23 protein-coding genes are annotated in these 25900 nt (G+C 38.0%); 3 read left to right on the top strand and 20 right to left on the bottom strand.

Annotation, left to right across the window (positions count from 1 at the left end):
* Positions 1-278 precede the first annotated feature (278 nt).
* The 4 genes from adhE to HPT25_RS14845 form a co-directional block, all read right to left on the bottom strand.
* Positions 279-2882, bottom strand: coding sequence for a bifunctional acetaldehyde-CoA/alcohol dehydrogenase (gene adhE / locus HPT25_RS14860; RefSeq protein WP_173065592.1), 2604 nt, complete (start codon positions 2880-2882; stop codon positions 279-281).
* Positions 2883-3314: 432 nt separating this feature from the next.
* Positions 3315-6077: a phosphoenolpyruvate carboxylase gene (gene ppc / locus HPT25_RS14855; protein ID WP_173065589.1), complete on the bottom strand. Its 2763-nt coding sequence runs from the start codon at positions 6075-6077 to the stop codon at positions 3315-3317.
* A gap of 154 nt (positions 6078-6231) precedes the next feature.
* Positions 6232-7632 carry a cadherin-like beta sandwich domain-containing protein gene (locus tag HPT25_RS14850; RefSeq protein WP_173065587.1) on the bottom strand — a complete coding sequence of 467 codons (1401 nt, stop codon included), beginning with the start codon at positions 7630-7632 and terminating at the stop codon, positions 6232-6234.
* Between the two features lie 66 nt (positions 7633-7698).
* Positions 7699-8145, bottom strand: a complete 447-nt coding sequence (locus tag HPT25_RS14845; protein ID WP_173065586.1) for an SRPBCC family protein — start codon at positions 8143-8145, stop codon at positions 7699-7701.
* Positions 8146-8418: 273 nt separating this feature from the next.
* On the opposite strand from HPT25_RS14845, the gene HPT25_RS14840 reads away from it, so the two are divergent.
* Positions 8419-9060: a YczE/YyaS/YitT family protein gene (locus HPT25_RS14840; protein WP_512698528.1), complete on the top strand. Its 642-nt coding sequence runs from the start codon at positions 8419-8421 to the stop codon at positions 9058-9060.
* Positions 9061-9182: 122 nt separating this feature from the next.
* On the opposite strand, the gene HPT25_RS14835 is transcribed toward HPT25_RS14840, so the two are convergent.
* Complete coding sequence (locus tag HPT25_RS14835; protein ID WP_173065584.1) at positions 9183-9377, bottom strand: IDEAL domain-containing protein; 195 nt, start codon at positions 9375-9377, stop codon at positions 9183-9185.
* 215 nt (positions 9378-9592) lie between these two features.
* On the opposite strand from HPT25_RS14835, the gene HPT25_RS14830 reads away from it, so the two are divergent.
* Positions 9593-10438 carry an alpha/beta fold hydrolase gene (locus tag HPT25_RS14830; protein WP_173065582.1) on the top strand — a complete coding sequence of 282 codons (846 nt, stop codon included), beginning with the start codon at positions 9593-9595 and terminating at the stop codon, positions 10436-10438.
* A gap of 97 nt (positions 10439-10535) precedes the next feature.
* Here the strand turns inward: HPT25_RS14830 and HPT25_RS14825 are convergent, their stop codons facing one another.
* The 4 genes from HPT25_RS14825 to phaP all read right to left on the bottom strand — a co-directional run bounded on the left by HPT25_RS14825 (position 10536) and on the right by phaP (position 14062).
* Positions 10536-11135: a response regulator transcription factor gene (locus tag HPT25_RS14825; protein WP_173065580.1), complete on the bottom strand. Its 600-nt coding sequence runs from the start codon at positions 11133-11135 to the stop codon at positions 10536-10538.
* Complete coding sequence (locus HPT25_RS14820) at positions 11132-12268, bottom strand: sensor histidine kinase (protein ID WP_173065578.1); 1137 nt, start codon at positions 12266-12268, stop codon at positions 11132-11134. The genes HPT25_RS14825 and HPT25_RS14820 overlap by 4 nt, the downstream gene beginning before the upstream one ends.
* A gap of 68 nt (positions 12269-12336) precedes the next feature.
* Positions 12337-13344, bottom strand: a complete 1008-nt coding sequence (desA, locus tag HPT25_RS14815; protein ID WP_173065576.1) for a Delta(5) desaturase DesA — start codon at positions 13342-13344, stop codon at positions 12337-12339.
* Between the two features lie 154 nt (positions 13345-13498).
* Positions 13499-14062: a polyhydroxyalkanoic acid inclusion protein PhaP gene (gene phaP / locus HPT25_RS14810; RefSeq protein ID WP_173065573.1), complete on the bottom strand. Its 564-nt coding sequence runs from the start codon at positions 14060-14062 to the stop codon at positions 13499-13501.
* A gap of 208 nt (positions 14063-14270) precedes the next feature.
* Between phaP and HPT25_RS14805 the strand changes: the two genes are divergently transcribed.
* Entirely contained in the window at positions 14271-15050 is a 780-nt protein-coding gene (locus HPT25_RS14805; RefSeq protein WP_173065570.1) for an alpha/beta fold hydrolase, read from the top strand.
* Between the two features lie 74 nt (positions 15051-15124).
* Here HPT25_RS14805 and HPT25_RS14800 read toward each other — a convergent pair whose 3' ends face one another.
* The 11 genes from HPT25_RS14800 to HPT25_RS14750 form a co-directional block, all read right to left on the bottom strand.
* A complete protein-coding gene (locus tag HPT25_RS14800) occupies positions 15125-16195 on the bottom strand; it encodes an alpha/beta fold hydrolase (protein WP_173065567.1) in 1071 nt (356 codons plus the stop codon).
* A gap of 22 nt (positions 16196-16217) precedes the next feature.
* Positions 16218-16784: a polyhydroxyalkanoate biosynthesis repressor PhaR gene (locus tag HPT25_RS14795; RefSeq protein WP_173065564.1), complete on the bottom strand. Its 567-nt coding sequence runs from the start codon at positions 16782-16784 to the stop codon at positions 16218-16220.
* A gap of 21 nt (positions 16785-16805) precedes the next feature.
* A complete protein-coding gene (locus tag HPT25_RS14790; protein ID WP_173065561.1) occupies positions 16806-17420 on the bottom strand; it encodes a hypothetical protein in 615 nt (204 codons plus the stop codon).
* A 3-nt stretch (positions 17421-17423) separates the two neighbouring features.
* Positions 17424-17885 (bottom strand): hypothetical protein, encoded by a 462-nt coding sequence (locus HPT25_RS14785; RefSeq protein ID WP_173065558.1) that lies wholly within the window; start codon positions 17883-17885, stop codon positions 17424-17426.
* Between the two features lie 58 nt (positions 17886-17943).
* Positions 17944-18723: an SDR family oxidoreductase gene (locus HPT25_RS14780; RefSeq protein ID WP_173065555.1), complete on the bottom strand. Its 780-nt coding sequence runs from the start codon at positions 18721-18723 to the stop codon at positions 17944-17946.
* A gap of 21 nt (positions 18724-18744) precedes the next feature.
* Positions 18745-20379, bottom strand: a complete 1635-nt coding sequence (locus HPT25_RS14775) for a long-chain-fatty-acid--CoA ligase (protein ID WP_173065552.1) — start codon at positions 20377-20379, stop codon at positions 18745-18747.
* A 597-nt stretch (positions 20380-20976) separates the two neighbouring features.
* The gene (locus HPT25_RS14770; RefSeq protein WP_173065549.1) at positions 20977-22170 is read right to left on the bottom strand and encodes an ABC transporter permease; all 1194 of its coding nucleotides are present in this window, start codon (positions 22168-22170) and stop codon (positions 20977-20979) included.
* Positions 22167-22856, bottom strand: coding sequence for an ABC transporter ATP-binding protein (locus tag HPT25_RS14765; RefSeq protein ID WP_173065546.1), 690 nt, complete (start codon positions 22854-22856; stop codon positions 22167-22169). Before HPT25_RS14765 ends, HPT25_RS14770 begins: the two co-directional genes overlap by 4 nt.
* Positions 22853-23980: an efflux RND transporter periplasmic adaptor subunit gene (locus tag HPT25_RS14760; RefSeq protein ID WP_173071148.1), complete on the bottom strand. Its 1128-nt coding sequence runs from the start codon at positions 23978-23980 to the stop codon at positions 22853-22855. Before HPT25_RS14760 ends, HPT25_RS14765 begins: the two co-directional genes overlap by 4 nt.
* 100 nt (positions 23981-24080) lie before the next feature.
* A complete protein-coding gene (yknW, locus tag HPT25_RS14755; RefSeq protein ID WP_173071146.1) occupies positions 24081-24752 on the bottom strand; it encodes a YknW family membrane protein in 672 nt (223 codons plus the stop codon).
* Positions 24753-24903: 151 nt separating this feature from the next.
* Positions 24904-25830, bottom strand: coding sequence for an aldo/keto reductase (locus HPT25_RS14750; protein WP_173065543.1), 927 nt, complete (start codon positions 25828-25830; stop codon positions 24904-24906).
* Positions 25831-25900 lie beyond the last annotated feature (70 nt).

The following is a 25900-nucleotide window of genomic DNA, read 5'->3' as shown; positions in this document are numbered from 1 at the left end:
AGGTATATCCAATTAAATTATTATTTTAATTCAACCTTTTGTAAACGCTTCAATTACGACAGCATTTTACATCAATCTTCATAATCTCCATTTATAAGAGGGGGCATTTGACAAGATCTCACACTCTTTTACAAGTATTTCAGTGAAACCAACTAGTTTCTGACAAGGTTTATATGATTGTTCACAAAATGTTCGGAAAATACTTGCCAATTTTCTATGAAGGGTTAATAGGGAAATCAGCCCCTTAATAACAGGGACTGATCCTATTTTCCTAGTTATTACACGCCAATATATGCTTTTCTGTAAATCTCCTTGAGTTCAGTAATAAGTGGCATTTTGGGATTAGCGATCGTATCCTGGTCATCAAAGGCTCGTTCTGCAAGGAGATCTACTTTGCTTTCAAACTCCGATTCACTAATTCCATACGCCTTTAAATTCATAGGAATATCCAATGTGTCTGCTAGTTTTCCAATCGCATTAATTAAGCTGTTAATGCCTTCTTCCTTCGTGCTTGCTTGCAGTCCTAACATTTGGGAAATTTCCATGTAACGTTCATCTGCAATAAAATGCTCATATTTTGGATAGGTCATAAACTTATTCGGTTTAGCTGCATTAAACTGAATAACATGCGGCAGCAAAATCGCATTCGCTCTCCCATGAGGAATATTAAATTCTGCACCGAGAACATGTGCCAGACTATGGTTAATACCTAGGAAAGAGTTGGCAAATGCCATGCCGGCAATCGTTGAAGCATTATGCATTTTTTCCCGCGCCAGTTCATCATTGCCATCAAGAAATGCCTTCGGTAAGTAATCAAATACAAGCTTAATTGCTTTTAAGGCAAGTCCGTCCGTATAATCATTAGCGAGGACAGATACATACGCTTCAATTGCATGTGTTAATACATCCATCCCAGTATCAGCCGTAACGGATTTAGGAACACTCATGACAAATTGGGGATCAACAATGGCAACATCCGGTGTTAATTGCAGATCTGCCAACGGATATTTAATATTTTTACTTTTATCTGTAATGACAGCGAAAGAAGTGACCTCAGACCCGGTTCCTGATGTCGTAGGAATAGCTATTAATATCGCTTTATTTCTTAGTGAAGGGAATTTCACGACCCGTTTGCTAGGATCAAAGAACTTTAATGTCAGACTGTTAAAATCGGTATCCGGATGTTCGTAAAACAACCACATGGCTTTTGCTGCATCCATAACAGAACCACCGCCGAGAGCAATGATGCAATCTGGTTGAAACTTCCTCATTCTTTCTGCTCCGCTTTTCACCGTTTCAATAGTAGGTTCCTGTTCAACATCATAAAAAGTATCACTGACAATGAAGGACGGATTCTTATTCAAATAATATTGTACTGAATCCAAATAATCATTTTTTACAGCACTGCTGCTTGTTACAATAAACGCTTTCGTAACTCCTGGAATGGCGGCAAGCGTTTGTATGGAGTTTTTCTCAAAGAATACTTGTGAAGGGACTTTAAACCATTGCGTCATGGTTCTTCTTTTAGCCACCTTCTTGATATTTATTAAATTGGCAGCACCTACGTTCTGTGACACTGAGTTCCCGCCATATGTTCCGCAACCGATTGTTAATGATGGCAGCGAGGTATTATAAATATCTCCAATGGCGCCATGTGTGGAAGGTGTATTTACGATAATGCGGCCGGCTTTCATTCTTTCTGCAAATGTGTCAATTACATCCTGATTGGCAGTATGAATGGCTGCCGAATGCCCAAGTCCTCCATACTCTAGCGTTTTTTCTGCGAGTAATAGACTATGAGCTAAACTATCAGCCTTATAGCAGGCCAAAATCGGGCTTAATTTTTCACAGGATAGCGGATGATTCAGGCCTACCCCAGTCAGCTCTGCGATTAAAATTTTCGTATCAACAGGGACATTCACCCCTGCTAATTTTGCAATCTTATAGGCATGCAGACCAACTATCAATGGATTTAACGTTTGATGTTTAGGATCAATGACTACCCGTTCCAACATTTGTTTCTCTTCTTCATTAAGAAAATAACAATTGTTGGCTATTAATTCGCTTTTAACCTCGTCATAGATTTCTTTGTCAATGATCAAAGCCTGCTCCGAAGCGCAAATCATACCATTATCAAATGTTTTTGATAATATCAAATCGTTGACAGCACGTTTTATATTCGCTGATTTTTCAATATAACAAGGGACATTTCCAGCACCCACTCCTAATGCCGGCTTGCCTGAACTGTAGGCTGCCTGAACTAGATTTGGACCTCCTGTAGCCAAAATAAGAGAAATTTTCGGATGCTTCATCAATGCCAGAAAGGCTTCATGTGATGAGCTATCTATCCACTGTATACAGTTTTCCGGTGCCCCCGCCTTTACTGCGGCATAGCGGAGGATCTCAGAGGCTTTTGCACAACATTTTTGAGCATAACGTGGAAACGCAAAAATAATTGGATTTCTTGTTTTAAGCGAAATTAATGCTTTGAAAATGACAGTTGAGGTTGGATTCGTAATCGGAATAATTCCAGCAATCACGCCTGCAGGCTCGGCCATCTCTACAATGCCCTCATGCCTATTCTCCCTGATCATACCAACCGTCTTCATATCCCGGATATTGTTATAAATATACTCGGTAGCAAACATATTTTTAAAAACTTTATCTTCATATACTCCTCTCTGTGTTTCTTCAATTGCAAGTTTTGCCAGATCCTTATGGTTTTCCAATGCTGCCAGAGCCATTTGTTTAACAATTTTATCAACCATTTCTTGAGTGTAGCAGCGAAATTCATTTAGAGATTTTTCCCCTTTTTCGGCTAACTCATTAATTTCCGCAGCAACTTGCTGTGTGTCTCGAACCTCCCGTTCTTTTATCGCCATTTCAACACCCCTCCAAAATCATTCTGTTTAGAAATACCCCCAAATGTGATCCGATCCCATTCCTTTTATGATTCTGGCTAAAATATATCACAGAATAAAATTGAAAAATGTCGAATTACGCGAAAAACTGAATGAATAACCATTCATTTTTAAAAAATTCACAGAAAGTTCAAATAAGAAAAGCGCTGGAACTAGACAGTTTTCAATGTAAAAATCAAAACTTTCATTATTTAAAGAAAACTCGCGACTGGCGAGCCCGTTAGGGCGAAGACAGTGGCGTAGTTAGTCGAAAAGCACAGCTTCTCGACTGCGAGGCTAATGCTCGCGAATCATTCCTTAGTGCACTTTTGCCTGAAAGAAAAGTTATGCTTTCCTATCGGCTAATAAAAAACCTGCAGGCCTTTTTCAAAGCTTGCAGGTCTTTTCACCCAATCAACCAGTATTTCTTAGTCCGGCAGATATTCCACTTATGGTAAGCAGAACTTCCGTCAATAATTCCTCATCCGGTTCTTCCTGGCTGCGAAGTTCTTTAATTAACTCTACCTGTAAAAAGTTCAATGGGTCCACATATGGATTGCGTCTGAAAACTGAATCCTTAATATTTGGAGTATGATCTAACAATTCATGGTCTCCAGTTATTTTAAGAAGAATGGCTTTTGTTTTTTCGTATTCCGCAAAAATATTGGAAAAAATCCGATCCGCTATCTCCTTATCTTCCACTAGAGTCAAATATTCTTTAGCTGTCGTGATATCTGCCTTCATTAAGGCCATTTGCAAATTATCTATTGTAGCTTGAAAGAATGGCCACTTCGCATACATTTCATGTAATAGATGCAGGTTATGCTCACTTTTGTTGGCAAAGCTGTCCAAACCTGTTCCTGCAGCATACCAGCCCGGCAATAGCTGCCTGCTTTGTGTCCAGGCAAATACCCAAGGAATCGCCCGCAAATCTTCGAATCTTCCTCTATTTTTCCGGCTCATTGGTCTTGAACCAATATTCAGTTCACCAAGCTCTTTTAATGGAGTTGCTTGATGGAAATAGGTTAGGAAGTCCGGATCTTTAAATACAAGCGACTGATATTGTGCCAATGCAAATGCTGATATTTCCTCTATTGCTTTTTCCCATTCTTGTTCCCTTAAGTGTCCGTGTTCTGCTTCCTTCGAAACATGTGCTGCAGCAAGAATTAATGTGGATGTTGCCTGCTCCAAGCTGCGATAGGCGATATCCTCCATTAGATAGCGGGCGGAAAGAACTTCACCCTGCTCAGTGATTTTAACACCTTCACCGATTGTTTCCGCAGGTTGTGATAAGATACTTTTATTTAATGGTCCCCCTCCACGGCCGAAGGATCCACCGCGTCCATGGAAAAATTTAAGGCCAATACTGTATTTTTTCGCCATTTCATGGATTTCAATTTGCGCATTGTAAAGCTTCCAGTTAGCAGTTAATGTTCCGCCGTCCTTGCTTCCATCCGAATAACCAAGCATAATTTCCTGTTGATCGCCACAAATGCGTAAATGCTCACGGTAAACCGGCATGTTAAATAATGTTTCCATAATCATCGGACCTGAAGTTAAATCGTCGATCGTTTCCAAGAGAGGAGCAACATTTAAATGAGTTTCCAAAGAACCATCTGCATGAAGACGATAAAGCCCGGCTTCTTTTGCAAGTACAAGAACTTCTAATAAGTCGCTAGGCGATTTTGTCATACTTACAAGGTAAACCGCTATCGATCTTTTCCCGAACTCCTCATGTGCCTGCTTAATCATTTGGAAAACCTTAATCATCTCTCGTGTTTCCGCTGAATAATCCTCATTTAATAATAAAAGAGGCCTTGGATCCTGAAGGATATTTTGCAAAATTTTAACCTTTTCTTCTTCCAAGAGTTCCGCATAATTTTCCGAAATTCTTACCTTTCTAAGAATTTCAGTAATCGCAGCTTCATGCTCTCCGCTATGATTACGTATATCCAACGTTGCTAAATGGAAGCCAAACAATTGTACTTGGCGAATAAGCTTTTGAATCGTTCTCAGTTCATGTGCTGCTGGATGGTGTTTCTTTAAGCTTCGCTTGATCATGATCAAATCAGCCAATAATTCTTCTGCTGACTTGTACCCTAACTCAGATTTGCCTACTTGTTTCACCCGTTCGATGATGATCGCAAATGCACGGCGATAGACTTCTTCTTTATTCGGCCACTTTTTATCCTCAGTTAAAATAAAATCTTCTTTTTCACCAAGAAAATGAAGCAGTTCTTCACTGACCTCTACTCTTGTTGATGAATGGCTATATCGTTTCATTAAATCTACCAATACAGATTTATATTTTTTTAACACGAGCCTGCGATGTCTTGTTAATGTCTCCCATGTAACATCGTGGGTAACGTTCGGGTTGCCGTCGCGGTCTCCGCCAATCCAAGAGCCAAATTTTAAGAAATTCGGCACTTGCCAGTTCCTATTCGGATAATTTTTATCTAGGCAATCCGCTACTTCCTGATGAATATCCGGCAGTACATCAAAAAGCGTTTGATCAAAATAATATAAACCGTTACGGACTTCATCCATTACAGTTGGTTTATGCTGGCGCAGCTCATCTGTCTGCCATAATATAGCCACTTCATTAAAGAGACTTTCTTCCAGCTTTCTTTGCTCCTTATTTGTTAATAATGGATGATCGAGTTTTATCAGAAGTTCAGCAATTCGTTGTTGCAATTCCAAGATGGAACGCTTTGCCGCCTCAGTTGGGTGGGCAGTGATCACAAGTTCAAGTGAGAGGGTATTTAGTACTTCCTGGATTGTCGTTTCATCGATATGATTCTCTTTTAACGATAGGATTGCACTCTCAATGGATGCAGGCTGGAAGGCTGCTGCTTCTTGAAGCTGATATTGCCTGCGCCTTCTGATTCGATGGTTTTGCTCGGCCACATTAATTAAATGAAAATACATTGAAAATGCTCGAATGACCTGCTTTCTCATTGGTGAATTTAAAGCGGAGATTTCTTCTTTTAATTCTTGATAGATCTCCATATCAAAATGCGACCGCAATGTTTTACACATGAGCCGGATTTTTTCGACTTTTTCAAAAAGTTCTGGCCCATTATGATTAACGAGAATTTCTCCTAGCATTTTACCTAGTAATTTCACATCACGGCGCAATGGAAGACTGCTGTCATTCAATTTTAAATCTGCTGCCATATTTTCCACCTTCCTTTTGCTGAATTTTTTAAATATAAATATATCATAACTTTAAGGAACTTGTTCATTATTTAACTTACTTTTTATAAAAAAAATATATAATTTTCCTAATATTAAATTTTCAACAAAAAAACCTGCTACATGAGCAGGATTTTTAAAAAAGATTCTTCAAAAATGCCAGTATTCTTCCCCAAAATGATGTTGGCTGGTTATTATTTGGATTGGTACGATAGCTCGAAACAGATGTTTGTGGGTTTAATGCTGATGTTGTCACATTCTCCGCAGGCATATTCACTGTATTATCTGTAGATTGCTGCACCGAAGCTATTGGATTTTGCGGAACTGGTTTATCAAAAACTAGTACATACGTTTTCCGGTCACTGTTTCTGGTTACCACTATAGGTATTGCAGTGTTTGTCTCAGTTAATTGGACCGTTTTGCTTGTGCTGCCTTCAATAGAAACGATTGCACTACTATAAGTTGTTTCCGGATTGATGGTTACCGATTTGACGCTATTTGATACTGCGATATGATAGGTGTACTTATTTGTTGTAAAACTAGTGTCCCATGAACCTTCAGAGACCGATAAGGAAGAAAGCGTTGCAGTACTAGCCTTTTGAACAGTTCCTGTTTTCTGTTGGTAATTGGAACCTCCCGAAAACTGCGAACTTCCCGCTGTCTGCCGCATCAAGATTTTTCCTGATTTCCCAGTACTTGATTTTGAATGTGTACCAGACTTTGAACCTGGCCATTTACTTGAAGCGGACCCAGTTTTGGATCCTGTCTTAGATCCCGTCTTGGTTCCTGTCTTTGTTGAATCTCCAGATGTGCTGGGAGCCTTTATTGCTTCCCTGGTAACATGAATTGTATAGTCAGCTTCAGTTCCGTTCTCTGCAGTCACCGAAACCATTATATCTGTTTTTCCAACTGGCAGTGTAACAGCAGCTCCATCTTTCACTAACAATACGCCTTTGACTTTTACAGTTTCTGTTTGTTCATATACTTCTGGGCTTACCGTTATGGAACTTACTTCGTTCGGAACTGTCACGCTATATTCCGAATTATTTGTAGAAAATGTTGGCGACAATACACCATTTGATAGTTTAATACTTTTCAGCCACGGTTTAATAACTGTTAAAGTATACGAAACTGAAGGATTAGTTCCATCTGCAACGGTGATTTGAAAAGTATTTTTCCCTATCTGTAGTGGAAAAAGGTTTGAAGAGTCATTTGTTACAGGTTGCCCATTAACCGTTATGTTGGCATTAGTGTTGTCACTTGCCAAAAGCATGGAAATGTTTTGTGTGGAACTGTCTACTGTTGCAGTATATTCATTGACATCCGATGAAAAGTTTTGATTAAGCTGAATACCTGCAAGTTCCAATTTGGATAAAGTATTTGTCTGCTGTCCATTTATGGTTGAAACAGCGGAAGAAACGGTTTGAGTTTCCGTTTCCATTGCAGAAGCAGGAGTAGCAGTGATCAGCCCCAAACCTACCATGGAAGCAGCCACTATAAGCTTTGTTCCTTTGCTATTTTGCATCTTTGTAAGCATCCATACTCACCCGATTTCATTAAATAAAATTCGGACTAACTATACCATTGGATGCTTAACTTTATCTTAATTTTTTAAAGCCAGTTCTTCAATTTTTGCCGTGATCGCCAGCGCCATTTCCTCAGCAGATTTGGGTATAGCCTTTTTCAAAAAGGAATTTTTCATTGCCTCCATTTTTCCATTTGCATTTACTTCAAGAAACCCTGTTAATCTCGTTTTATTTCGATTGATGACTAATGCCTCAAAATATCCCTCACCTGAATACTTTTCACCATTTAGTTCAAAACTGACTTTTGTTGGCGGCTGCCATTCTTTTATGTCAATCAGTAAATTGACCTTTTTCTTAAAAATCCCCATATCCCCTGCAAATTCCCATGTTGACTGGTGGTGATTTATTTTCTCATGTTGTATATAACCAGGTACAAGGGGAGCCCAGTTATCCATTTCTTTAACAAAATCCCAAATAACTCCTATCGGAAATTCTAGTACAACTTGATGCATACCGCTAGGCATAGTCCATTCCCTCTTTTCTTCTTATTTACTTTCACATACAATCTAAAGAGATTTGCCGCTAGACAATTCCCATATAAAAAGCCCTCATACAATGAAGGCTTTTTATAAATATCTATGTTCAGAAGCATTTTTATAGAAGAAATTTTGTAACACATCTGGAATATTTGCCTTTAATCATGCCTCATGCCATTTTATCATTGATTATAAACATCCTATATTTTAATATGGAAGGATAGGTTTGAAAATTCAGATTATACAACAAGGGGGGATACGGTGAAAATCTTTCGTTATTTTTTATTTTTTTTAGGATTAATCTTCTATGGCATGGGGAATGCAATTGCAGTAAAAGTCAAATATGTAGGTTTACATCCTTGGGAAGTTTTAAATGTAGCGTTGTATCAGCATTTCGGGTTAACCATCGGAACATGGGGGGTTATTTGCGGTCTTTTCCTCATTTTGATATCTGTATTTTTTAACAGAAAATATATTAATATTGGAACTGTCTTAAACGCATTATGTATCGGCCCTATTATGGATTTATTTCTTAGACTGGACATACTTCCAAAAGCAACTCATTCTTGGATTGATTATGTGATCCTTTTATCAGGAATCGTTATTACCGGAATAGGGGGTGGCATGTATGTTGCTGCCGGTATTGGCGCCGGGCCGCGGGACGGCTTCATGCTCTCCATCTCTGAAAAAACAGGAATATCAGTAATAAAAGCACGCATAATGGTGGAAAGCTTCGTATTAATTATTGGATTAATATTGCGCGGGCCAGTGTTTATTGCTACCTTTTTATATACCTTTATCCAAAGTCCAGTATTCCATCGTTCTTTAAAACTCTTTAAATGGTTAATGGATTCGATCGCTAGAAGGAAGAAAGCTGCCGAAGACAATGTTGCGATCAACTGATAAAGGCCATCCATTGAAAATACATGGAGCATTTTTCAATGACAGGAATATAAAATGCCAAGAAGCCCCATCCAATTAGGAAAGGGCTTCTTTTTAGAAGTGGTGGTATTATTGTAAGATTTTTAGGAAATTTTCTTTAGCTCTTCTGTTAACTGCATGAATAATTCCTTGTTGCCTTCTTGTAAAGTCTGGTCGATTTCCTTGCGGATTTTCTCCCGTTTAAATTCAAGCAGTATATGATTTAGGAACATCTCAGCGACATAGGAATCAGTATTCTCATCAGAATGTTGTGGTGAATTAAGTAATTTCTTATCCATGGAAATCAACTCCTTGAACTTTTTTTTATTATACAGTCTATTTTCTAAAAATTCAAACACTTTATTTTGGAAATTTTAAAAAAATTTCACAAAAGATTCAAAAAGATAAAAAGGATTTCAATTTATACAATTTAGCCAACATTTTCTTAGGGTAAAGATTCCAAATAAGGGCACATTAATTTCATCTATTCGTTTAGGAAGAGGAGATGAGATTTATGACCCAAAATGTCATATCCGGTTATAAATCGGTATGCGACATAAATGTTTATTATGAATTTTATCCAAACCCGTCTACGGAAAAAACATTTGTTTTACTGCATGGTTTTCTTTCTTCCACATTTACCTATCGCCATTTAATTTCTTTATTAAAAACGGAATACCAAGTACTTTCTGTCGATCTTCCTCCATTCGGAAAAAGCGGAAAGTGCAGCCGCTATGTTTATTCCTATAAAAACATAGCTCAGACGGTAATTAAATTAATTGAGTCCTTAGGACTTAAGGAAATGTTTTTTATCGGCCATTCTATGGGTGGCCAGATTGTCTTAAATATTCTTCATATGATGCCCGAAATGGCAGAGAAGGCTATTCTACTATGCAGTTCATCCTATTTGAGACGATCAAAATTACCATTAATCGTATCCAGTTATATGCCTTATTTTCATGTTTTCGTTAAATATTGGTTTGCACGAACAGGTGTCAAAAAAAATCTTCAGGAAACTCTTTATGATCATTCGCTCATCAATGAGGAAATGATCAATGGTTACTTGCAGCCTTTTCTAGAAGATGAAATTTTTATCGCCTTAACCAGAATGATTCGTCATCGTGAAGGGGATTTGCCTTCTAGCATACTAAATCAAATCAAAACCCCATGCTTATTAATTTGGGGGGATCATGATCGGTCGATGCCACTTGAAGTAGGGGAAAAATTGAATAAAGATTTATTAAATTCGGAGCTGGTCGTTTTGAAAGAGACAGGGCATGCTCTTCCTGAAGAACGGCCACATGAGATATATAAATATATAAAAAACTTTTTAAATAAATATCAAACTGCCGTAAATTAATATCATGGCGCTGTTATATTTAATGTATTTTGACAATGCTTATGGATTAAAAAAGAACGTACCTTCTAAGCATGAAATGCTTATGGTACGTTCTTTTTTATTTAAACCAGCCTTTTTCCTTTGACTGTGTTATGGCTTCTATTCGATTTTTCACTTCTAATTTATCCAATATAATGGAAATGTAATTGCGAACAGTTCCAGTTTTAATACTTAGTTCCTCGGCAATTTCTTTTGTGTTCTTTCCATTCGCAACAAGTTCGAGCACTTCTTTTTCACGGTCGGTCAATGGATTTTCTTCGAGATAGAAATCATCCATAAGTTCTGGAGCATATATTCTCCTGCCTGCCATTACACTTCTAATCGAGCCTGCCAATTCTTCACTGGGACTGTCCTTTAGCAAATAACCGCTTACCCCGGCTTTTAATGCACGCTGGAAATAACCTGTTCGGGCAAAAGTAGTTAATATGATTAATTTACAGTCAAAATCTTTCAGTTCCTCTGCCGCTTCCAAACCACTTTTTCCAGGCATTTCGATATCCATAATGCAAACATCTGGTGCTAACTTCTTAACTAGTTCAACAGCCTCTTCTCCATTTGAAGCTTTACCGATGACCTCCATATCTTCTTCCAAATTAAGCAGTGATCCAAACGCCCCGAGGAGCATTTTTTGATCTTCGGCAATAACGATTTTAATCATTTTCTCTCCTCCTCTTTCGCAGTTTTCGCATCATTTGGCACTCGAATAACGAGAGTCGTTCCTTTATTTGTTAGCAGGTCCAAACTTCCATTTATGAATTCAAGCCGCTCCTTCATCCCAATTAATCCATGACCTTCGGTGAGAAGATCTTTTTCTCCTTTGAATTTTCCGTTATCTCGAATGGTCAACGTCACTTCTTTCCACGACTGTTCAACGGATATAGAACATTTCTTTGCCCCGCTATGTTTGACAACGTTGTTCACTGCTTCTTTTAAACACATGCTTAAAATATTTTCAGTCAATAATGAGATGTATTTTAATGTGTTGGCGCCTTCAATTTCTAATTGAATTTCAGCTGCTTCGGTAATTTGTTTTATTCGAAGCAACTCATCTTTTAGGCGAATTCCACGCATAGATGCAACCAGCTTTCTGACTTCACTTAACGCCGTTCTGGCTGTTTTTTGTACATCCTTTAGCTCCATTTCAGCTTGGTCAGGGTTTTTCGAAATTAATTTTCCTGCCAAATCAGCTTTTAATCCAATGAGCGAAAGCTTTTGTCCAAGAATATCATGAAGATCACGGGCAATTCTCTGCCGTTCCTCCAGTTTTACCAGTTCCGCAATTCGTTTGTTGGCATCCTCAAGTTTTTCCTCCAGCTGCCCCCGCTCCTTCCGATTATATATACTGAACGGAAGCAGGATCATACTGACCCAAATGATAATGACAAAGGGCAACTGCTGAACGAATAGTTTTTCATGAACAACTATGTTGTAATTTATAGAGATCGAGGTACTTAACAAATGAATAAAATACAAAATAAAAAAGGCAAGACGATCTTTAATATTTCCTAAAAAATAAGCAAGAAAGAAAGCAAAATAAACGTAGCTGAAAAGACTGGTTGCTGTGACTGAGATTCCAATCAAAATCAACGTCCATAGATATACAGGCCAGCCTTTAGATATAAACGCAATTCGATAAAGGATAAAAAAGATTAACGTTAGTAATATCCCCACGATGATTCGGGTCGTGGAGGAAGTTTGAAAAATAAAATAAAACGGTAAAATACTCAGAACTGTCCAAATATATGGAGCAATCCCGTTGCTTTTTTGAAAGGAAAGGTATTTTTTTACCATTAGTGCAACCTCTTTATATGAAGAACTTCTTTTATGTTATATTTTACCTTAACGTTCATGAATTTTCTTTATAATCCTGGCAGATTTGCAAAGAATTTTATGTCCCTAAAACGAATAAACTTCTTGTTCTGTTCATCCCATAAATGAAATTTCAACGAACTCAAGCTAGTTTTAAGTGTAATAGTTGGAACGTTTTGCAGTGGTGTCGTATTATTATGAACTTGCTCCAACATATAATTCGGTACCCTCGGACTTAAATGATGCACATGGTGATAACCGATATTTCCTGTAAGCCATTGCAAAATTTTCGGAAGCTTATAGTAGGAACTTCCTTCGACAGCAGCTCTTACATATTCCCAATCTTTATCTTCTTCAAAATACGAATCTTCAAAAGTGTGCTGTACGTAAAAAAGCCAAACACCGGCAATACCTGCGAGTAAAAAAATGGGGCCTTCCACCAATAGAAATGCTTCCCAGCCAATGGCCCAACAAAGTGTCACGCCTAATACAGCAATAAGCAGGTTCGTAAGATACGTATTCAATCTTTCCTTAAGCCTTGCACCCTTCCGATTAAATCGATTTTTTATAAGGAAAACGTAAATTGGACCCAGTATAAACATTACAAATGGGTTTCGATACAAACGATACTTTACTTTTGTAAAATCCGATGATGCCAAATATTCGTCTACAGTTAGCATCCAAATATCACCTGTTCCTCGCTTATCTAGGTTACTGCTCGTAGCGTGATGGACAGAATGATCATGCTGCCATTGGCTGTACGGAAACAATGTTAATATTCCCGTCAATGTTCCAAGAATTTTATTAGCGGTTCGGTTTTTAAAGAACGAGTAGTGGCAGCAATCATGAAAGATGATAAATGTACGTACTAAAAAACCGGCAGCAACAACATCGATCCCCATTGTAAGGTAATTAGAAACAGAAAGGCTTTTGTAAGCTAATATCCATAAAATAATGTATGGTACAATTGTATTTATTAATTGCCAAACACTGGCTATAAAATTCGATTTCTCATAGGGCAATACTTGCTTTCGTAATTCTTTTTGATTTTTATTCATACCATCGAATTCCCTTCATATTTAATTATTCAAATTATATAAGAAGGAAAATAACCTTTGCAGACATACCTGTCATATCACCGACATGATAAATGTCATATTGGAAACACGCAAAAAAACTGCTGACAAATATCCAGCAGCTTTTCTTGTATAATCATTTTGTGTTTACGAATACTTTAAGACTATCTTCCAGGCGATGAATGAATTTTTTCTGGTTAGTTCTTGCGGCTTGGAGATATTCGTTTGTCACTTGCTGCCAGCCATTTCGGCGCTCTCTTACATAGTAAACATAGTTTTCGCTGCCTTCAACAAGATTGGTTTCAAAACGCTCCACCAGCTTAATGCCTGCTTTAATTGGCGTTGCTGCAAGCTTTTCCGCGCGGTTTGAAACTTCCTCCAATTGATCAGTTAGTTCATGACTGACTACTTGTCTTTCTTCCGCTTTTTTCAGAAGATTGCTGGATACACCTTTCACTACCTCATCATTCGTCTTTTTAGAGGTTTGATACAGCTTCACAAGGGAACTTCTAAATTCTTGATTAAACTTAACAACCTCTTTCACTGTTTTAAGATATGCTTCTTCTCTCCGCTCACGAACCTCCCTGGCACTATTTAAAGATCGTTCATACTGATTCCAAAAGGCATCAATAAACCGTTCTGCGCCAAAGGCACCTTCCCAGCTGAATTCTTGTCCACTTTTCTTTGCCATGTCACCCATTTACAATTCCTCCTCATCCATCATTTATTTTATTTTAAAATTTCCACTTTTTTCTGCATTCCCATGATTGTCTATACATGTAATTTACACCTATATGTAATAAACTGTCAACTCTGATTATATAATGAACTAACCAGAACTTTATATATGTATATCCCGTAAAAATAATGGAAAGAAAGTTTTATAAAACCAATAGGAGGAATGACAATTGAGTGAGGCACAAAAATGTTACTCCGAAATTCCTTATTTGCGGCTTGGTACTGGTGAACCATTAGTGTTGATACACGGTCTTGGTGAGGTCAAGGAGGGATGGTCAAATCAATTTGAACTATCCGATCAGTATGACTTAATAATCCCCGATTTGCGAGGACATGGCGAATATACTTCACCAGGAGAAATATCGATTAGCAACTTTGCGTTTGATGTCATTTCATTATTAAAAGAACTTAAGATTGAAAGCGCACACATATGTGGCTTATCTATGGGCGGAATGGTGGCGCAGGAAATTTATCGCCAAGCACCGCAAATGTGCCGCTCCTTGCTCCTAGTAAGCACTTTTCATTATGCTCCAAAACGGCTGGGGAAATTATTTTTAAAATACCGGAACTCCCGGGCACAAAATCAAACACCCGATGAATTAAGAGAAACAGCAGCAAAAGTTTGCCTGTATTCATGGTCTAAGGAAAATTTCGAGAAATTCTACCAATACTATCAACCTAATAGTAAATATTACTTCAAATCAATGGAAGCTTGTTTAAAAGTAAATAATTTAACATTACTTTCGCAAATAAAAGTTCCAACCCTAATTATTGGAGGACAATATGATTCTGTCATACCGGTTTGGGTCCAGCTTTTAATGCACAAGCAAATTCCCCACTCCGAGTTTGTGATTTTCAGGAATACAGGCCATATTGCCAAATTAGAGGCAAAGGATGCTTTTAATACAGTCCTTCGCAACTTTCTAAATAAGCATAAAAGGGCAGGTTAGGGGGGAAGCTGAAATCCTCCCTTTCCCCATTCCTTAATATTTCTTATGATAATAGAGTGCATATTATTACTATATTATGAAAGTGGTTTGGATCTGCTTGCCGCCCATTGATCCACAATTTTAGCAAAGACACCTGTTAATGCGAGGCTGACATGCCCCCCTTCAACACATACATAGGTTTTATCCTTGCTTGAAACCAATTCCATTATTGGTTTGCTTTGTTCTTCTAAAATTAAGTTATCTCTTGATCCTGACACAACATATAAATTGGCCTTAATATTTTTCAAATCTACCTTTTTATTGCCAAGCATAAATTCACCCTGTACGAGTTTGTTTTCTTTAAATAAATCAACGGCTAATTGGCGATAGGCCTCACCAGTAAATGGCACCTGGTCCAATGTCCACTTATTCATTCTCCGCCATTTGTCAACATATCTTTGATCGTGGGCACGATGTAACAACATCGTATAGTTTGTAAAATAAATAGGTGCCCCGATTGCCCTAAACATCCCTTCCACTAATTGAGGGGGAACAACCCCGTACGTATCGATAAAGTGGTCAATATTAAATTCGTCATTTCTTAACCCTTCTGCCCATTTATCAGGGCCGATAAATGGTTTGAAATCAATGGGCACTGTAGCTACAATGAGGTTTTTAATTGGCTCCTCCGCAATCGCAGCATAAATGGAGGCAATCGTTCCACCCAAACAATAGCCGACCAGTGTAATTTCTCCTGCCCCTGAATGACGAATGGCTCGTTTGACGGCGGTTCTTAAATATTTCTCGATGAACGTATCCAGGCCGATTTTCTTGTCCTCATATCCTGGAATGCCCCAATCGAGCAAGTATACCTCATATCCCATATTTGTTAAATTTTCAATTACACTTGATTTTGGTGCAATATCCAAAATGTATGGCTTATTGAAAAGAGAATAAACGAAAAATAATGGAATCTCATATTTTTTCTGTTTTGCTGGGTAATGCCATAAAACAGATTTATTCTTTCTCCATACTTCATTTCTTGGAGTATGGCCCACTTTCGGTTCAGGCTCTGTTAAAATCTTAAAAACATGTTTCCAGCGGTTCATTTCTTTTTCATAATCTAAAGTTGGCATTAAATTTCCAAAAGGTGTTTCTGTCTCCATGGTTTACCTCCCCCTTCTTCCATTATTTCGCTGAACTAGCACTTGATAATACTGGCTCAGGTGTTTTATCCTTTTCAATCAGATCTTTTAGTAACTCAAACTCTTCTTTAAAATTATTTAGCTTCATCAGTTCAAATTTCATTTCCTGAAGCTCTGCATGTAAATCTTTTGTATCAGCTAATTCCTTTTTGGTTTTCATTAATTCTGTTTTTAATTGTTTAGTCAGTTTAATAATCTCTTTTGATACTTCTACAACACTTTCAATTTCTTTACTTTGCGCTTTTACTGAATCCTGAAGCTCCCAAATTTGTTCCTCAAGGGCTTCCACTTTTTCTTCTGCTTGAATGGTCAGGTTTGCAACATTCGTTACATCGCTCTTTGTTGGTAAGTTAAGAACTCCTGCAAGTGCCTCATGATTCTTTTTAAAAGTGTCTATATAGCGAGATTGAATTTCTGTTCCGATATTTGAAAACTTAATAAATTCGCTATTGTTGGTCCACAAATAGATAAAATCATTGATTTGTTTCTCCCAAAGTAAACTGAATTTATGAAGGGTTTCAAATGGATCGTAGGTTTTATTGTCGGACATCTTCCTTCACCTCATCATTATTTATTTAGATTCTGCTGCATTTTTCATGTACTTTTGAAATGGAAAAATCGCTGTTTTTACTTGTTTAGTAAATAAATTCATTAATAATTTTTGATTTTCATATAAAACTTTTGTTGTCTTCTTGACACTTTCAAAATATTTTTCTCGCGTATTTTTGCGCAATGACAAATATTGCTCTACAGCACTTACATATTTATCAAGAGCCATACCGCTGTTTAATGACTTTACTGGAGTTAAGAGCAACGCTGTTGTTTTCATCTGAATGTCGTCCACCACATGATTAATTTCTTCATAAGACTTTACCGGGAAGAAATGCTGCAGTGCCGTAGTCGTTACGAGTAATTCCTCTCGGGCGGATTTCTCCCAATTTTTTAGTTCCTTGCTGAATTGTTCTGTGATTTCTTGAAGGTTTTCCTGGTTTTGTTTCACTTTTTCCACATAGTTGTATACAGAGGCCAGGAAAATATCATCCCGTTTGTTAAAACGATCGGCCCATGCATCCAATTCGTCAAAGCCAATTTTCCAGATTAGGTCCAGGCTAGAAAGTTGTTTCTCACTATAAATTTCATTCTCTTGATTTTCAACCTTTTGTTCTTGGTTATTTGCTTCTGCCATTTTTTACTCCTCCATATCCATCATTTCCATATTGAATAAATGCTGTAATTCCCTCAAATCACTTTCAAGGGACTTTATTTTTCGTACTTGTATTTCTTTCACTTCTTTTTCAAGGAGATTCAACATTTCTTCACACGCATTTCGAAGCATTCTCAGTTTACTTTGGTTCTCTTTAAATGTTAGAGCTGCTAAGTAAATTGTTTCATCCAACATATCTATTTTTTCTTCACACTCTACCATTTTTTCTGAGATTATTGCTATTTCATCCTTATTCGGGATGTTTGCGCACTTTAACCACTTAGTTGTTAACCTTCTTTGAATTCTCACTCTTTTCAAATGTGCATCAAATGCCTTTCCAAATGCCCTGGTAAAAGTACGGCAATTTGCAAAGGCATGTATGGTTTTATTCATTTCTGATTCAAGTCTTTTGTAATACGCTATCTGGTCTTCATTATTGACTTCCATCTAAAATTCCTTCTATCTATCCAACTGATTATTGGCCCATTCCATCCTAGGTTGTGATTTATTGAACACCAGCAACCGTTCCACCGTCAACAGCAAGAATATGGCCAAATACATAATCGGATGCAGCCGATGCAAGAAATAAAGCTGGTCCTTTCATATCTTCATCAGAACCAAAACGGCCTGCAGGTGTTCGTTCGAGAATTTTCTCTCCGGAATATCCTAAAATGGTTTTCGTCATTTTTGTCGGGAAAAATCCTGGCGCAATCGCATTAACATGAACATTGAATGGCGCCAATTTAACTGCAAGATCCTTTGTAAAGGAAATTACCGCTCCCTTGCTTGTTGAATAGCCAATGGCATCCATTACCTGCGGATCCTGACCGCCCATTCCAGCAATAGAAGCAATATTGATAATTTTTCCGGAACGCTGCTCCACCATTATTTTACCAACAGCCTGGGAGAATAAGAAAACGGCTCTTAGGTTGATATCCATCACTTTATCCCATTTATCAGCAGGCATTTCCAATGCTGACGCACCCCAGCTTGTCCCACTGTTATTGACTAAAATATCAATCCTGCCAAACTCCTTTAATGTCTCATCAACTACATATTGAATGTCATCAGAGCTAGATACATCACATTTAAATGCAAGTGAACGTACTCCTCGCTCCTTAAGTGAATCACTCAACTCCTGACAAGCCTCCAAATTTCTTGAACAAACTACGACATTTGCTCCTGCTTCTGCATATATTTCAGCAATTTGCTGCCCTAAGCCGCGGCCTCCTCCAGTAACAATAGCTGTTTTTCCTTTTAAACTGAATAGCTCTTGAATAGTCATTAGATACCCCCCTATAATCATTTAAGCGTTTACTTTTGATGTCTGCTGGTCTCTTAATACTCTGCGAAGCAGTTTTCCAACAGAAGACTTGGGTAGCTCCGAAAGGATTTCAACATCTTTTGGTGCTTTATAAGGTGCCAGATTCTCTCTCCCAAACTGTTTGATCTCTTCTTCCGTTAGAGAATAGCCTTGTTTAAGTTTGACAAACGCTTTTACGGTTTCTCCGCGATATGGATCAGGAACTCCAACAACGAGAGCTTCTTCAACTGCTTCAAGCTGATATAAAATTTCTTCAATTTCACTAGGATACACATTGAAACCACTGGCAATAATCATATCCTTTTTACGGTCCACTATGTAGAAATATCCATCTTCATCCATTTTGGCAATGTCACCTGTAAACAACCACCCATCCTTCAAAACTGCCGCTGTCTCTTCAGGACGATTCCAATATCCTTTCATTACTTGTGGACCTTTAATAATCAGCTCTCCTGCTTTTCCGACAGGAGCGTCTACATATCCTTCATCCGTTTCATAGACAACTCTCGCGATTGTACTTTGAACAGGAATTCCAACACTGCCAAATTTCCTTGGTACAAACGGCGGATTAAAAATAACAGTTGGTGCTGCCTCGGAAAGACCATACCCATCCAGAAGCTTTACGCTTGTTCTTTTTTCAAATAATTTAGCTGCTTCTATTGGAAGCGGGGCTCCGCCGCAGCTTATGTAATAAAATTCTTCAAAACCGCTATCCTCTAGTTCAGGCTGACTGTTTAGCGCTAAGAACATTGTAGGCACCCCTGAGAATTGGAAAGGTTTTTCTCGCTTAACAATTTCCATAATTTCTTTCGGGTCAAATCGGGGCAGTATAATCTGATTGGCCCCTTCGCGTATACCGCATAACGCAACACTAGAAAGGCCATATACATGGAAAAACGGCAGAACTGATATCATTTTTAAATTTTCCGGTCTTTGATCACATGCTTTGTAAGCAAAATCACATACTTGGTTGAAGTTTGCCAATAAATTAGTGTGGGTAAGCATTACACCTTTGGAGGGACCTGTCGTGCCGCCTGTATATTGCAATAATGCAACATCACGATCACGATTTATCTCAACCTTAGGAATATGGATATCATGTACGAGGATTTCATTAAAATATTGATCTCCATCAGCAAGTTCCATTTTTGAACCGCTAAAACTAACAACAATGATCTTTTTTAAAGAGGTATCAGGCTGAACCTGTTTAACTCTTGGATATAGGGCATCATATACAATCATATACTCTGCGCCAGAATCATTTAATACATGTTCAATTTCCCTTTCTACATACATCGGATTCACTTGAACAGCTATTCCGCCCAAGCAAAAAACCCCAAATAAAGTAAACAGGTAATGCGGGGAATTAGGAAGCATGATCGCCAAGCGATCTCCTTTGGTAAATCCTGCTTTATTCAGTGCAGAAGCAAATCGGTCTGTAACCGCTTTAGTTTCTTGGAATGACCAAACATTCCCCATAAAAGTAAAGGCGGGATTCGATTGATAACGGGATGTAGCATGTTGTAAAAAGTCATACAAAGAGGTGTGTTCAATTTGCACATGCTCTTCAATTCTCGGGTCATAAAATTTAAGCCAAGGCTTTTCCTGATAAACCATTTACATGATGCCTCCTCTAAGATTATCTGATACCAATATTCCTTCTTGAAAGGGGATGTTTCTCATTGAGGTCGACACACGGATGAATTAATTAGAATATTAATATAATTATAATTATTGTAGTAAAATGACAATTTGTAAACTAGACCTTATCGACAAATTTCACCACTAATACTAACTTTTCTGTGTGAATCTCAGGTTAACCTAATTAAATTTTGTGATTAACGGATTTTATGAAATTTAATTAGTAAAATAAACTCAGAAAAAAGATGGATATTGTCGAAATGTATTTTAGACTCTCTAAAAAACCGATTCAATTACTCGTTAAAAAATTTAAAAATTATTGTAACCGTTTTCAATATTTTAACTAAAATTAGTATATTCCTATAAAGTGTCTAGGCCCAGAACCAAAAATAATATCCAAACCTTTTCTATCATCCAAACTCCCCTAAATCAAATAAATGAAGAATCTAAAAAACGATGCAGAAAACCTATTAAAAAAATCAAAAATACATTTTGCTATTCACAAAAGCTTAACTAATGATTATGAAAATTTCAGGAGATTGGTGTCAGGCACCAATCTCCTGAAAAACGGAATTATTCATATCGCAGCGATTCAATGGGATCCAATTTGGATGCTTTATTTGCTGGCAATATTCCAAATATGATTCCAATGATCATCGAAAATAAGACACCGCCGACGACTACTTCCCAGGAAATTAAAGATGGCCAGCCAGCAATGAGGCTTGCTACTTCTGCCGCTCCCCATCCTAGTAAAATCCCCAGGATGCCGCCAATTAAGGTTAAGGTCATGGATTCAATTAAGAATTGGGTTAATACTTGTCCTCTTGTTGCCCCTAGTGCCATCCGGATGCCAATTTCTCGAGTACGTTCTGTAACGGAGACAAGCATGATATTCATAACTCCAATCCCGCCCACAAATAAAGAAATCCCGGCAATGCTGCCAATAATCAGGGTCATGATATTGGTCACCTGGCCAATTCCTTGAGCAATCTCTTCCATATTAATAACCTGATACGATTTTTTAGTATTATGACGATGATTAAGCAACTTGGCTGCCTGCTTGCCAGCTGTTTGAAGCTGTTCAGCAGAAGCCGCCTGGAGCGTTACCTGGGTATAATCGCCACTGCCATAAATGATCTTCCATGTTTGAGAAGGAAGATACACTTCCATGGATCCAAATGCCAGTAGCCCTGTAGGTTTTTCCAGTACACCAATAATTTCAATTGGCTGATTTGCCACTGTGATTATTTTCCCAACTGGATTTTTCCCCTTAAATAATTCCTCCTTTAATTTATTACTAATAATCCCAGCTCGTCTTGCCCCAAGAAAATCTATAATGGAGAAATTCCGGCCCTCAGCTGTCTTTAATTGATTTACCTTTAAATAGGCTTGATTAACCCCTGTAACAGATACTTCTTTAGCATCCTTTTCATATCTAACACTCGACATTTTCGTACTCGATGCCACCACCCTTTTCACTTCAGGAATTTGCTCAAGAGCAATGATATCCTCTTGTTTAAATGGTGCCTGCTGAAGAATGTTGGGATTGGCTCGCATTTCTTCATCGGAGGGCTGATAATACACCTGAACTGTATTTCCCGGCCCAGTTATTTGGGTTTTCAGCATAGCTTCTCCGCCCTGCCCAATAGCTACCACGATAATAACTGCACCCACGCCGATTACAATTCCAAGCATGGTCAAGATGCTCCGCATTTTATGAGCTTTTAACGAGCTTAATGCCATGATTAAACTTTCAAAAAACTTCAAGACAATGGCCCCCTCTCTATAGAAGGAGACAGGACCTTTCCATCTCTAACCATAATCGTTCTATTAGCATACTCTGCTACTTCTGGCTCATGTGTAACAACCACTACGGTGACGCCTTCTCTATTTAGCTCCTTAAATTGTTGCATAATAGACATACTCGTTTTTGTATCAAGAGCTCCTGTCGGCTCATCTGCTAAAATAAGCTTCGGTTTATTAACAATCGCTCTGGCGATCGCAACACGCTGCTTTTGTCCTCCTGAAAGGGCATGCGGCAGATGATTCATCCGCTCTGACAGCCCCACTTTCATTAAGGCGTCCTCAGCCCTTTCATGTCTCTCTGCTTTCGATATTCCTGCATATATCATGGGCAGTTCCACATTTTTTAGAGCTGATAGCCGAGGAAGAAGATGGAATTGCTGAAACACAAAACCAATCGATTGATTCCTCACTCGGGCAAGTTCCTTATCGTTATATCCCGAAACATTTTCATCATCAAGAAAGTAGGAACCAGTTGTTGGTTTATCTAAACAGCCAATAATATTCATTAACGTTGATTTTCCGGATCCGGAAGGACCCATTATTGCTACAAATTCACCATCTTCAATGGTAATGCTAATATCGTTTAACACTTTTATTTCTTCTTTTCCAAGAAAAAAAGATTTACAGATGGACTCTAGCTGAATCATTTTACAGTCACATCCATCCCATCCTTCATATCATCCGAACTATTAGCAATAACATGATCTTCCATCGTCACCCCAGATAATATCTCGATTTTTTTTCCTGATTCTGTCCCTGTTTTTACTTGCTGCTTATGAACCTTACCGCTCTTCACCAAAAATACGTATGGCTGATCCCCATCATCATGTATGGCTGTATTCGGAAGGACCATGGCCCGTTTCTTGTCAGTCTCAACCTCCATCGTTACCTGAAATCCTGGCTTTATCGCCTTTGTATCACCGGATATTTTCACTGTTACTGGATATTGTACAGCTTGACTGTTATTTTCCTGTCCTTGCTGGCTTTGCTGCGGAAGGTAGCCGATATCTATTACCACACCATTCCATTCCTGATCAGGGACAGCATCAGAGCGTAAATTAACCTTTTGGCCCTTCTTTACTTTTAATGTGTCATATTCAGATAGAAGGCCAATGGCCGTCATGCCTTCAAGCTTGCCAATATGTATGATTGGTTCTGAGACTGCACCTGTTGCCGTAGAAGCTGACGGTAACTCTGCTGAAAGAACGATTCCATCAATAGTACTTTTAATCTCTAATTCACTTTGGCGTTTTTGAATCATATTCTTTTGCAGCATGGCTTGTTTTATATCCAAATCCGCCAATTTCTTGTCCATATCGAGCTGCTCGTAGTCAGGTTTCAGCTGCTTCTTTGCTTCTTCTTCACCTGCTGTTTTAGCCAGTGTTTTTTCTTTATCATTTAAATCGCTGATTTTTTGAGATATTTGTTCCAATTTTAAATTTGCCGTTTCAATGGCCAGTGTATTTTGTTCTGTTTCCAGCTCCAGCTGATTGTTTTTCAGCCTGAGAAGAATGGTTCCTTTCTTAACAGTCTGCCCCTCTTTCACAAGCAATTCTTTAACCTCTCCTTTGTCAGGTGTCGGATATACAAACTGCTCCTCTTGCAGTTTCACTGTTCCAGGAACGAGCAAAAGCGATGAAATCTCTTCCTCTGCCATTTTGACTGTCTTAACGGCTGGACCTTTAGCAATCGCTTGACGATATACGCCAACAAATATCATGCTGGCCACCAGACAGACAACACCAAGTGCAATCCATGTTTTCTTATTCATTATTTTCACGCAGCTAAAAAGCCCCTTTCAAACTTTTGCTGGGACTATATTGGCCTTTTCTCCTTTCAATTCCTAGGTTTCTTTTTTCAAAACAAATTGTTTATAGCTTCGGAGCACTTTGAAATGAAGTTCCAATTAATCCAAACCCTATTCCAATCAAGAAGAAAACAATGGCAATTGTCCAAGCAAGTCCCTTTGAAAATTGAGCTGTTCTATGAAGACCGATGGCTGTTAAAATGGTCGACCAAATTCGAAATACTTCAATTGATCCCAAATATCCTGATTTATCTTGATTCAATAAGCCTGCCAAGCTAGTAAGATAGATTTCTGGATTCCCGCCAATAGCTTGTCTAATAGCCATATTTAGAATCAGTCCGATTGCACTGATCATTAAGATAAAGGTATTCATAGAGAATAATTGTTTAAAGGAAACCGACGAACTAGTAAATTTGGCGATAAGCAAATGGATGGCGCTCGTAATAAGTACAATAATAATGGGTGAAAATATCCCTAGCACAACCACAGTTACTTTCATAAACCCTAAAAATACCCCGGCCTGGTCTTTAGACACTCCAGATTTAATAAAAACAGATGCATCCATTGAAAAGGCCATTAGTGCCATACCTATAGCATATAGGCTACTGACAATAATAAGCGGCACCCAGATTTTTGGTTTTTCTTTAATCCTTTGAAACTGTTCACTCGGATTCATAAACATTCCTAATAAACTAGGATTCTCTCTTTTTGAATTGATCTCTGTTTGAATTTCCATCATTAAAACCCCCTACAGGAAAATTATTCAAAATAATTATACGGCTAAAATTTGGTAAGGTTTCAATTTTTTCCAATAGACAAAAAAAAGACATAGATTTCTGAATCCATGTCTTTGATCTCTTTGCCTATTAATTGCGTTCCAATCAATTTTAGGGAACGATATTTCCAGCTGCTTTATATATTTCATACCATTCTTGTCTGGTTAGCTTGATTTCAGCACCTTTACAAGCATCTTTCATACGTTGTACGTTGGTTGTCCCCAGCACTACTTGAATGTTTGCAGGATGGCGGGTAATCCATGCAACAGCCATAGCTGTAGTCGTAACATCATATTTTTCCGCCAGACGATCAAGCACCTTATTTAATTCAGGATACCGCTCTATATCACCTAGAAATGTTCCTTCAAAGAATCCATGCTGAAATGGAGACCAAGCTTGAACTGTAATATCATGCAGACGGCAATATTCTAAAATGCTGCTGTCACGATTCACTGCCTGATCAATATTCATATTCAAAGTAATTCCCGAATCGATCATTGGAGTATGTGCAATGCTAAGCTGCATTTGATTAACAACCAATTTATAAGGTATATATTTTTGTAACAGCTCTATTTGGGTTGGATTGTGATTTGATACGCCGAAATACTTGACTTTACCGCTATTATGCAGGGCTTCGAATGCTTCAGCCACTTCTTCTGGTTCCATTAACGGATCAGGACGATGAAGCAATAATATATCAAGATATTCTGTTTTTAATCGGCTTAAAATTCCTTCAACAGATTGAATGATATGCCCTTTTGAAAAATCAAAATAACCTTCAGGTGATATGATCCCGCATTTGCTTTGGATGATCATTTTTTCACGAGTACTTGGATTCATCTGAATCGCTTCAGCAAAAATCTCCTCACATTTTCCTTTACCATAAATATCCGCATGATCGAAGAAATTGATTCCTTCTTCCATGGCTGTACGAATGAGCTTTTCCGCTTCTGAAACTGCCAGCTGTGTTAATCGCATATTTCCCATGATCATATTGGAAGCGCTTAAATCAGTGTTGCCAATTTTTATGTACTTCACGTATTATCCCTCCCTATTATTACAAGCCAATTTAATTATACCTGAATTTGTGCAGTGAACCAATTAATAG

The sequence above is a fragment of the Neobacillus endophyticus genome (assembly GCF_013248975.1).
GTDB classification, from domain to species: Bacteria; Bacillota; Bacilli; order Bacillales; family Cytobacillaceae; genus Neobacillus; species Neobacillus endophyticus.
Note: the sequence above shows the minus strand (reverse complement) of the source record. Positions and strands in the feature narration are given on the sequence as shown.

Bases quoted from the DNA above. Each gene is read 5' to 3' on its own strand.
- HPT25_RS14835 (WP_173065584.1), bottom strand. From the start codon at position 9,377: ATGGATAAGAAATTACTTAATTCACCACAACATTCTGATGAGAATACT.
- HPT25_RS14785 (WP_173065558.1), bottom strand. From the start codon at position 17,885: ATGGAAGTCAATAATGAAGACCAGATAGCGTATTACAAAAGACTTGAA.
- HPT25_RS14790 (WP_173065561.1), bottom strand. From the start codon at position 17,420: ATGGCAGAAGCAAATAACCAAGAACAAAAGGTTGAAAATCAAGAGAAT.
- HPT25_RS14775 (WP_173065552.1), bottom strand. From the start codon at position 20,379: ATGGTTTATCAGGAAAAGCCTTGGCTTAAATTTTATGACCCGAGAATT.
- phaP (WP_173065573.1), bottom strand. From the start codon at position 14,062: ATGGGTGACATGGCAAAGAAAAGTGGACAAGAATTCAGCTGGGAAGGT.
- HPT25_RS14850 (WP_173065587.1), bottom strand. From the start codon at position 7,632: ATGCTTACAAAGATGCAAAATAGCAAAGGAACAAAGCTTATAGTGGCT.
- adhE (WP_173065592.1), bottom strand. From the start codon at position 2,882: ATGGCGATAAAAGAACGGGAGGTTCGAGACACACAGCAAGTTGCTGCG.
- HPT25_RS14820 (WP_173065578.1), bottom strand. From the start codon at position 12,268: ATGGTAAAAAAATACCTTTCCTTTCAAAAAAGCAACGGGATTGCTCCA.
- HPT25_RS14830 (WP_173065582.1), top strand. From the start codon at position 9,593: ATGACCCAAAATGTCATATCCGGTTATAAATCGGTATGCGACATAAAT.
- HPT25_RS14845 (WP_173065586.1), bottom strand. From the start codon at position 8,145: ATGCCTAGCGGTATGCATCAAGTTGTACTAGAATTTCCGATAGGAGTT.
- desA (WP_173065576.1), bottom strand. From the start codon at position 13,344: ATGAATAAAAATCAAAAAGAATTACGAAAGCAAGTATTGCCCTATGAG.
- HPT25_RS14765 (WP_173065546.1), bottom strand. From the start codon at position 22,856: ATGATTCAGCTAGAGTCCATCTGTAAATCTTTTTTTCTTGGAAAAGAA.
- HPT25_RS14760 (WP_173071148.1), bottom strand. From the start codon at position 23,980: ATGAATAAGAAAACATGGATTGCACTTGGTGTTGTCTGTCTGGTGGCC.
- HPT25_RS14780 (WP_173065555.1), bottom strand. From the start codon at position 18,723: ATGACTATTCAAGAGCTATTCAGTTTAAAAGGAAAAACAGCTATTGTT.
- HPT25_RS14800 (WP_173065567.1), bottom strand. From the start codon at position 16,195: ATGGAGACAGAAACACCTTTTGGAAATTTAATGCCAACTTTAGATTAT.
- HPT25_RS14825 (WP_173065580.1), bottom strand. From the start codon at position 11,135: ATGATTAAAATCGTTATTGCCGAAGATCAAAAAATGCTCCTCGGGGCG.
- yknW (WP_173071146.1), bottom strand. From the start codon at position 24,752: ATGGAAATTCAAACAGAGATCAATTCAAAAAGAGAGAATCCTAGTTTA.
- ppc (WP_173065589.1), bottom strand. From the start codon at position 6,077: ATGGCAGCAGATTTAAAATTGAATGACAGCAGTCTTCCATTGCGCCGT.
- HPT25_RS14795 (WP_173065564.1), bottom strand. From the start codon at position 16,784: ATGTCCGACAATAAAACCTACGATCCATTTGAAACCCTTCATAAATTC.